The organism is Martelella sp., assembly GCF_984369615.1.
Map to the genome: position 1 here is coordinate 1 of NZ_CFHTCS010000170.1, position 9,261 is coordinate 9,261.

5 protein-coding genes and 1 pseudogene are annotated in these 9,261 nt (G+C 60.9%); 4 read left to right on the forward strand and 2 right to left on the reverse strand.

The genetic code is table 11. From position 1 onward, the window contains the following. Positions 1 to 129 precede the first annotated feature (129 nt). Positions 130 to 1,134, reverse strand: coding sequence for a plasmid partitioning protein RepB (gene repB, locus AC5DC2_RS13940; RefSeq protein ID WP_061449942.1), 1,005 nt, complete (start codon positions 1,132 to 1,134; stop codon positions 130 to 132). Continuing rightward, the gene (repA, locus tag AC5DC2_RS13945; RefSeq protein ID WP_491698905.1) at positions 1,131 to 2,348 is read right to left on the reverse strand and encodes a plasmid partitioning protein RepA; all 1,218 of its coding nucleotides are present in this window, start codon (positions 2,346 to 2,348) and stop codon (positions 1,131 to 1,133) included. The genes repB and repA overlap by 4 nt, the downstream gene beginning before the upstream one ends. A gap of 665 nt (positions 2,349 to 3,013) precedes the next feature. Between repA and AC5DC2_RS13950 the strand changes: the two genes are divergently transcribed. The 4 genes and pseudogenes from AC5DC2_RS13950 to AC5DC2_RS13965 form a co-directional block, all read left to right on the forward strand. Next, positions 3,014 to 3,184 (forward strand): hypothetical protein, encoded by a 171-nt coding sequence (locus AC5DC2_RS13950; protein ID WP_491698906.1) that lies wholly within the window; start codon positions 3,014 to 3,016, stop codon positions 3,182 to 3,184. A 1,748-nt stretch (positions 3,185 to 4,932) separates the two neighbouring features. Beyond that, positions 4,933 to 7,542, forward strand: a pseudogene (locus AC5DC2_RS13955) (DNA translocase FtsK). Positions 7,543 to 7,803: 261 nt separating this feature from the next. Continuing rightward, positions 7,804 to 8,070 carry a helix-turn-helix transcriptional regulator gene (locus AC5DC2_RS13960; protein WP_024706914.1) on the forward strand — a complete coding sequence of 89 codons (267 nt, stop codon included), beginning with the start codon at positions 7,804 to 7,806 and terminating at the stop codon, positions 8,068 to 8,070. Continuing rightward, a partial coding sequence (locus tag AC5DC2_RS13965) for a type II toxin-antitoxin system HipA family toxin (RefSeq protein ID WP_491698907.1) occupies positions 8,067 to 9,261 on the forward strand: 1,195 nt, incomplete at its 3' end. The genes AC5DC2_RS13960 and AC5DC2_RS13965, both read left to right, overlap by 4 nt.

The window sequence follows — 9,261 nt, forward strand, 5'->3', positions numbered from 1 at the left end:
GGCCGGAAATGCGAATCAGTAGGTGCTAAGAACTTATCGGCTTCCGGACGCTTGTCGTTTGGGGGCCTTTTCTTTTGTCTGTTTCTCTCCTTTTGCTGTTTCAGTGACTGGCCGCCGGGCGTCGCTTTCCTAGTCTTTGCGATTCGCGCCGGTGGTTGATGAAAAATATTCCTCCGCAAGCGCGTCCATGCGCTCTGCAAGCCATTCGGCGAAGCCGGCTTCCTGCCCGACGATCGAAATCGTCGTGCCGCCTCCCCCGGTCGCAATGCGGCCAACGGTCCTTCCGTTCGCGACCAATTCGCGTACGGATTTTTCAGGACGCTTGTCCTCGCCACCCCGCGCGGCCTTCACGGCAAGATCAATGCGACGCGCGGCGTCGGCGGACTTGAATGCATTGGTTTCAAGAATTGGGCGAATGCGCGCTGCCGCTTCCTCTCCGTCTTTCAAACAGGCTTCCGCAAGCGTCATCCATTTCGGCCGGCCGACGCCCTTGGCCCGGCCGATTGCGAAAATGATATCGTTCGGGACCGCGTTGGCCACTTTCAGCATCAGCGAAATCGGCGTCTTGGAAAGGCCGAGCACAGGCTCGATCGCCACGCTCGAAAACCCGGCCGCGCGCAATTGCGCCGCCCAGAGCGCCTGTTCAATCCAGGTGAGGTTCTCGCGCACGCCGTTTTCCAGCGACTGCTCGACCAGGAGTTCGCGGTCGTCCAGCGGGCGGACGAAGGCCCGGATCGTCACCTCGGACGGCGTCTTGCTTTCAGCGGCAAGCAGGCGAATGGCGGCAAGGCGGCGGTGGCCATAGGCAAGCTGGTAGCGCCCCTCCTCTTTCGGATGGGGGCGGACCAGAACGGGCATTTTCTGCCCTTCCGCCCGGATCGAGGCGGCAAGGCTTTCGATCTCCTCGCCGACCTCGCTATCGCTTTCGAAACGATCCTGATAGGGCGATGCGTCGATCTTTGACGGATCCAGCACGATGCTACTCGATTCCGACAACGTGTTGAGCGCCTTGCCGACATTGCTGACCACGGACGAGCCGCGCCTGGACCGCGAAAGCGGCGAAACGGGCGGCGACTGCGGGTTGTTTTCCGCGTCATTGGCCTCGGCCATCATTTTCAGAATGTTCTTTTTCATGGCGCCCTGCCCCATACGTTCTGCAGAAGGGCGAGAATCTCGCCATTCACATTGTCGGCGCTTTCGATCGCGCGTTTCAGCGCCTCGCGCCCGACTTCGCCGCTTTCCAGCTCGTAGAGCGACTTCTTGGCGACGCCGGCGCCGGCGATCGCCGTCGATTCGATCGCCTCGTAAACCAGGACATCATCCTCGAAGAGCCGACGCATCACGCCCGACATGTACTTCTGCGGGCCATCATTGGGATTGACCCGGGTCATCAGGAACTTCAGGAAATCATGGTCGAAACGGGCGCCGAACTGGGCAAGCGTATCCGCAAGATCCGAAATCATGATCAGGAACTGGTTGCACGACGCGACGTCAAGCATCGCCGGATGAACCGTGACGATCAGGCCGGTCGCCGCATAAAGCGCGGCAAGCGTCGCATAGCCGAGCGATGGCGGCGTATCAAGCACGACGAAATCATAGTCGTTCTCGACCGAGGCAATCGCATTCTTCAGACGTTCGAAGAACAGGCCGAGTTCATCACGTTCGCGCTGGGCGAGATAGGCCGGCGTATCGAACTCGAAATCCATCAGTTCCAGATTGCCCGGGATGAGATCGATGCCGGGAAAATAGCTCTCGCGGATGACATCGGCGAGCGACCGGCGCTCATTGTCATAGCGCAGCGCCGCATAGACGGTTTCGTTCTCGCCGACATCGAATTCCGGCTGAAGCCCGAAGATCGAGGTCATCGATGCCTGCGGATCGAGGTCGATGCAGAGCACACGGTAACCCTGCAGCGCCAGATAATGTGACAGGTGGATTGAGGTCGTGGTCTTGGAACTGCCGCCCTTGAAATTCGCGGTGGCGACGACCTGCAGCTTTTCCCCATCCCTGCGGCGCGGCCATAGCCTCAGCGCATCGTCCGGACGGCGGTCTGCCAGAAACTGACGGAGTTCGAGGAGCTGCCCGACCTCGTAGATGCGCCGGTTATTATCCGCACGCGAAGGCTGCGGGCCCTTGCCATCGATGGTCATTGCCCTCAAGGTGCTTTCGGGCACATTGAGCAGCTTGACGAGATCGAGGGTCGAGAAGGTGCGCGTGAACTGCTTGCGCGCTTCCGGCGGATAGATGCGGTGACGCATCGCCTGCAGTTCGGCGGACAGCCGATCCGTATAATCCTCGATCTTTGCCGCTGTGTCGCCGATCGCGTTATATGCGGCCGTTTCGCTCATCTGACGGTTTCCTATCCGAATTCATCTTATTTGCGTCAACGCTGCATGACTCGCACCGATTCTGCAAGGGGTTTTTCGTTAATGAATGGTTAACGGGAACACGCAGCCCCCCATGCACCAAAGGTCCGGCAGAGGCGGACCGAAGCCTTCGCCGAATTGAGGCGACCCCTGCGTGACCAAGGCGACTGGCTTTCGGGGCTATCGGGCGCGAGACACCATAAGTGCCGGAAGCCGGAAACGGGCGCCCCCGCGCTGACAACCGATGCGCCCTAGCATAAATGATCGCAGAGAAAGTTTCCAATTGAAAACATCTGGGGACGCCGACGCCTGCCGGTTGCCCCTGTTTATGACGGAACGAAAGAGCGCCGCAAATGGCGTTAGCTCGGGCCGGGCATGTTTCTCGGTCCTATGCTTCGAGAACTTCATCCCTGCTGCAGCGGACCAGCGAACGCCTTGTTGCTCCGCCGGCGATCGCCTCCCCGGACTGGAATGCGTCACCTGCGCCTCATATGGCGCAACGTGACGTCGAAGCGATGCGGCTTTGATGGCCGCGCGTCCTAGACGAACCCGTGGCGCGTGAGGCTCTCGTGGGTCTTGGGCCAGCGGCCAAAGCTGCGCGCTGCAGCGAAGCCGCAAAGGTGTTGCCGGGTCTCTTCGCGGTTCACATGGCAGAAGCGCTTGACTGTGGCGGCCTTGACGGCGTGGCGCTCAATCTGCCCATTGATCCGCGGATTCCCGGTCTTGGTCGTGCGCAGCCGGATATCGCCGGCGACGCGGGAATGTCCGAAGGCATGCGCTTTGAAGATCTGGCCTTGGGCGCTCGCCTCCTTATTTGAGCGGGACGGGCGATCCGCCGGCTGCGACATCGAAAAGGAACGAGCCGATCGGCTATAGAGGCACGAGAGCCGTCCCGGGACCGAGGTTGCGAATCCGACGAAGGCGTCGACGCTATAGGCAGCGCCATGGCCAGGGCCACGTGCCAGATGATGCCCCACAGACTTCGATATCTAGGGCCCTCGCGCGGCCTGCCCTATGCATTTATTGCCGCCCCAGAGGGAGGTCGATCGATGTTCGCAGTTCAGAGCAAGGTCATTTCGGATCCAGACCCACCGAAATAGAGCCATGGCGTGCGCGATAGCCCTCGGCAATGCAGGCTTCGCGACGTCCAACCGTTCAGTCGGCACGCACGGCTTGGATCTGAGCGTCGGAACACGCCCTTCATCCGACCGTCGCCCGGCAGCCGCCCTGGCTCCCGAGATTCATTGCGGGGACGCTGAAAGTCCATCAGAAAGCCGCGGCCGGTCCCTACAGTCGCCTCGCACCCCAGGTCTTCCCTATTCGCCGTTCACGACCTTCCCGCCCTCGTCTGCCGTTGGGTTACCCTCATGCGGAGGTTCTTCGGGACAAGGCGATGGCGGGAGCCGTGAAACTGACATGTCGGCAATGCAGCCACCCTCCGCTGCTCTTTTTCCGTCCACGCGAGCAAACCGTCCTCGAGCTTGCTGCCTTCCTTTTCATGGCGAGAGAGAGTTGACGCGGCGAGATGCGGCAGGGATGTTTTCAATTGAAAACTCTCCGCGCCGGCATCGAGGGAGGATGTCCCGGGCAGGGGAGCATCCGAAAGCCTATATGGCATAGCCTCGCCGTCATGCAGAGAACCGCGATGGATCACAGGCAACAATGATCGGTGAGAAGCACTGCCGATTTAATATGATGTGGCGCGCCTCGGTCAGGGACGATCATTGCATGCCTCCGGGCAACGGGAATAAGGGGCAGGCGGCCGATATCACAAAGCTAAAACTGAAGCTCTTTTACAGGACTGGTTCCAACATCATCTCATCGTCGGGACTTTCAGGCAGAGTGATTATCGCCGGAGACTCACCCGCAGCCCCTTGTGCAACTCGAAGCACGCCGTGTGGATATGAAATTCATCCAGAAAATCCCCCTTGTTTTTTTGGGGGGGCTGAATAGTACCGATATTCCGGTACAGGCGGGCACCGATCGTCAGGGTTCACTCCCCTTGATAAAGAGCGATTAGCCTTACGCCGAGAACCGCACGCCCTCCATGATCGAAATAGTTGAAAGAGTTGCAGCTCTCCAAAACAGACTGGAAATTTCCGGATGAACGTTGCTTTTCACCGAACACCTGAAATATTTCAAATTTTGGAGGCCCAGAATAAGACCCCGCTTAACGATGCCGTCCTGGCGAAGGCCTCGCGCTCGAAGCCACCTGGTTTCTTACGATTTCTTATACTCTTATAACGGGTATTTATTTTATATTACAATTTATAGATGGCTTTTCAGATTCCGCCGGGTTAATGAATGCAGGAGAAGACCGTGCGGCCGGCGATGGCCGGCGAGGTGCCACCGGCTTCAGCGCGATGGATGAGCATTCGCGATTTCTCAGCCACATGGCCCAATCAGGTTGACCGGACCGCGCTTGCGGGAGACACCCGACGGTGAGGGCAGGGGGAGATCTCCATAATCAGCGGCGCGCCCACGCACAGATCGTGCGATCTCGCGCGGGCGAAACGAGTGGTTAAGGTTTTTTTCCTATCACATTGGCCGTGTGACAGCTCTCAGATTGGTCTTCATCAGCATGCCTATTTCGCGTTATCCCAGCCTGCAATCGAAACACGCAGATTTGACAAAAACGGACAACGCCGAGGCACAAGCCGACCAGACCGGCGAGGCCGCGCGACGCAATCCGGAAGCCGCCATTCTCGACCCGGAGCGCCTTCCGACCTGGCAGCGTCCCTTCGTGCTGGGTCCGAATGTTCGCTTCACACGCACCCCGCACAAGAAACATCCCGAGCCGGCGATGCCGGCCGCCACAGAAACGGAAGAGGCGGTTTTCGGACCGCATCTCCCTTCGCCGGCGACCGTGCTTCAGGAGCGGATCGCCGAAGAACTGACTGCGGCGCGCGTCGCCCCATCCGGCAAACAGGCCTTGAACGCGAAGGATGAACAAGTGCTGACCGAAGAGGAACCCGTCGATACCACAGAAGCCGTGGAAGACTGGGTCCCTTCGATCCCCTGGTATCTTTCGGGGGACGCCGATATCGATACGGCTCTATCCGACGAGACCGACCATGCAAGCGCCGCCGATGATGCGGCGCCCGAAGCGTTGAGCGCGACAGCGCGCGCGCAACGCGATTGCTTCTCCTATCTCCCGGACGGGCTGGCGTTCGAGATGATGGCGCTTGGCGGTATGGAAGCCCGCCCGGCGGAAGGGCGGACACAGGCGGAACCACCTGTCGAGGCGGAGCCGCGTCAAGAAAGCGCGAACGCCGAACCCGCCGACCGTAACGCCGAAGCGGCGCAGGCCGACCTGGCGAACCCGGCATGGACGGCGACCTCGGATGCCGTGGAAACCATCCTCGACGAGCAGGAAGAAAGCATCGGGGAGGGGCCATCGCCGGTCTCGCTCTACCGGCAGGTTCTCCTGTACAGCCCGACGCGGTCTGGCGAAAAGGCAGCGTCGGATGAACCGTCAATGCCGTCGGACCTCGAGGAAGACGCTCCGGACGTTTCATCCGCCGATGCGCTCGCGCATGGGCCGACGGAAAGCATCGCCGCATATGTCGAAGAGGACGATTTCGACGCCGAACCGGAACGGAAAGAGCGTGCCGGCGGTCCCCTCAATGTTCTGGCACGGCATGAAGTCACTGACTTCGTCTTCCCTTCGATCGAATTGCTGCAAACACCGCGCGCGGACGAGGCCAACGAGTTCAGCCAGGAGGCGCTGGAGCAGAGCGCGGGCCTGCTGGAGAGCATCCTGGAGGATTTCGGCGTCAAGGGCGAGATCATCGATGTCCGTCCGGGTCCCGTGGTCACGATGTACGAATTCGAGCCCGCGCCGGGCGTCAAATCCTCGCGGGTGATCAACCTGTCGGATGACATCGCCCGATCGATGTCCGCGCTTTCGGCGCGCGTCGCGGTCATTCCCGGCCGCAATGTGATCGGCATCGAGCTTCCGAATGAAGAACGCGAGACCGTCTATCTGAGGGAGCTCTTCGAAAGCCGCCTCTACATGACAACGGATTTCCGCCTGCCGCTGTGCCTCGGCAAGAATATCGGCGGCGAACCGGTGGTCGCCGAACTCGCAAAGATGCCGCATCTTCTCGTCGCCGGAACAACGGGATCGGGAAAGTCGGTGGCGATCAACACCATGATCCTGTCGCTGCTCTACCATCTCCGTCCCGAAGAATGCCGGCTGATCATGGTCGACCCGAAAATGCTGGAACTCTCGGTCTATGACGGCATTCCGCATCTTCTGACGCCGGTGGTGACCGACCCGAAGAAGGCGGTTCTGGCGCTGAAATGGGCGGTGCGCGAGATGGAAGATCGGTACCGCAAGATGTCGCGGCTCGGCGTTCGCAATATCGACGGCTTCAACAAGCGCGTAGCGGAAGCGCGCGCGTCGGGTGAGACCATCATGGTATCGGTGCCCACCGGCTTCGACCGCACCACCGGCGATCAGATCTTCGAGGACCAGGAACTCGATCTTTCGGCGCTGCCCTACATCGTCGTCATCGTCGACGAGATGGCGGACCTGATGATGGTCGCCGGCAAGGAGATCGAGGGCACGATCCAGCGTCTGGCGCAGATGGCGCGCGCGGCCGGCATTCACCTGATCATGGCAACGCAGCGTCCTTCGGTCGACGTCATCACCGGCACGATCAAGGCCAATTTCCCGACCCGCATTTCCTTCCAGGTCACGTCCAAGATCGACAGCCGCACGATTCTCGGCGAGCAGGGCGCGGAATACCTGCTGGGGCAGGGGGACATGCTGCACATGAAGGGCGGCGGGCGGATTGCCCGCGTTCACGGCCCCTTCGTCTCCGACTACGAGGTCGAAAAGGTCGTCGACCACCTGAAGACGCAAGGGTCTCCCACCTATCTCGGCAGCGTTGTCGTCGATGAGGAGGAGGAAGATAGCGAAGAAGATGGCGCCGTTTTCGATGCGACCGAAATGGCGACCGACGGCGACGATGCCGACGAACTTTTCGCCAAGGCCGTCAAGATTGTCCAGCGCGACAAGAAGTGTTCGACATCCTATATCCAGCGTCGCCTGTCGATCGGCTACAACCGTGCCGCCTCGCTGGTCGAGCGCATGGAGCGGGAAGGGCTTGTCGGCCCCGCCAACCATGTCGGCAAGCGTGAGATCCTCGATGGCGGTACAGCCGGCTGATCCGGCTTCCGGGTCGATCGAAAGAGACTTTGCGATATCGCTCGCCATCAGAAAAATCCCGATCGGGAAGATATAGCCTTTTTGTGCCGCGGCTTCCCTCTCGGTAAGTTTGTCTTTGATGTTCATGAAACTTCCTGTACGGTAAGCCGAGGCGGCAGGAAGCCGTACCGGAAAGTTTGGCGACGCGCCGCTTCCTCCTTCCACGCATGCTCGCCGATCGCGATTGAGGCGAGCCGGCTTTATACAGCAGCGGGAGATGACATGATCAGGTCGGCACGGGATTTCGGCACGCTCGTCAGGGCTAGACGGAAAGCATGCGGCTGGACGCAAACCGAGCTTGCGCGTCGCGCCGGCACTGGCGAGCGGTTCATCGTGGAACTGGAGGCCGGCAAGCCGAACTGCCAGCTCGAAAAGGCGCTGATCGTCGCCCGCACGGTCGGCCTTGAGCTGGGCGACTTGAAGGACCGCTCTCAGCCGGGGGAAGAAACGGAACTCGGCTTCCTGCCGACCTTCGGTGACCGGCGATGACGTTATTCTTCTACGAACATCTGCCGGTAGGACGGCTGATCACGGAAAACGGATGGCGTTTTGAATATGACCCGTCCTGGGAAAGCCTCCGGGCAGCCTTCCCGATCTCGCTGACCATGCCGCTCGGATCCGGCGCGATAAGCCATGAACGGCTGCTTCCGTGGCTTGCAAACCTGCTTCCCGAGACCCACCTTGCCGAAATCGGCCTGCAGCTCAAGGTGTCGCCGCAGGACATTCTCGGCCTGCTTACCCATATCGGGCGCGACACCGCCGGCGCCCTGTCGATCGGCCGGCCGAGGAAAACCGGGATTCACCTGCATCCCGTTCCCGATGATGCCGCTCTGGAACGCATCCTGAATGAGCTTCCCACAAGACCGTTCCTCGCGGGCGAACGCGGCGTTTCCATGTCCCTTGCGGGCGTGCAGGAGAAACTTCCGGTTTTCGTCGATGATGCCGGCGGCATCGCTATACCGGTCGACGGGACGCCATCCACGCATATCCTCAAGCCGGACACGAAGCGCTTGTGGGGAAGCGTCGAGAACGAGGCTTTCTGCCTCAGCCTCGCCCGCGCCTGCGGACTGGAGGCAGCGGAAGCGTCGACGGGCAAGGCAGGCAGCCGGCGCTATCTGCTCGTCAGGCGCTACGACCGCTTCACGGACGGGGAGGGGAATATCCGCAGATTGCATCAGGAGGACCTGTGCCAACTGACCGGTCGCTTGCCCGCGCAGAAATATCAGCGCTCCGCCGCAGCGGGCGGCGGCCTCTCGCTGCAGATGCTGTTCGGCGCGGTCGAAGAGTTCGTCTCGCCGGCCGAGCGTACGGCGCTCCTCGATGCCGTCATATTCAACGTCTTGATCTGCAACTCGGATTCGCACGCCAAGAACTATTCGATTCTGATCGGCGCCGGCGGATCGGCGAAACTCGCCCCCCTCTACGATCTGATGTGCGCCGCGATCTATCCTCAGGTGGACCAGAGCCTGCCACAGAGTATCGCAGGAAAGTTCGCGGCGGCAGAGCTGCATGCCGAGGACTGGAAGACCCTGGCCGCCGAAATCGGCCTTGCAGGCGCGTCCACCCTCCGCCGGGTCGAGGCGTTATCCGTGCTGGTTCAGGACGCTTGCGATGGTGTCGCGGCAACATTGCAGGAAACGTCCGACGCGCCGGGCGCTCTGGACCGGGTCGTTCACGCGA

What these genes read in the sequence shown, in the direction of transcription:
- AC5DC2_RS13960 (WP_024706914.1), top strand. Translation starts at nt 7,804, where the DNA reads ATGATCAGGTCGGCACGGGATTTCGGCACGCTCGTCAGGGCTAGACGG.
- repB (WP_061449942.1), bottom strand. Translation starts at nt 1,134, where the DNA reads ATGAAAAAGAACATTCTGAAAATGATGGCCGAGGCCAATGACGCGGAA.
- repA (WP_491698905.1), bottom strand. Translation starts at nt 2,348, where the DNA reads ATGAGCGAAACGGCCGCATATAACGCGATCGGCGACACAGCGGCAAAG.
- AC5DC2_RS13950 (WP_491698906.1), top strand. Translation starts at nt 3,014, where the DNA reads ATGGCAGAAGCGCTTGACTGTGGCGGCCTTGACGGCGTGGCGCTCAAT.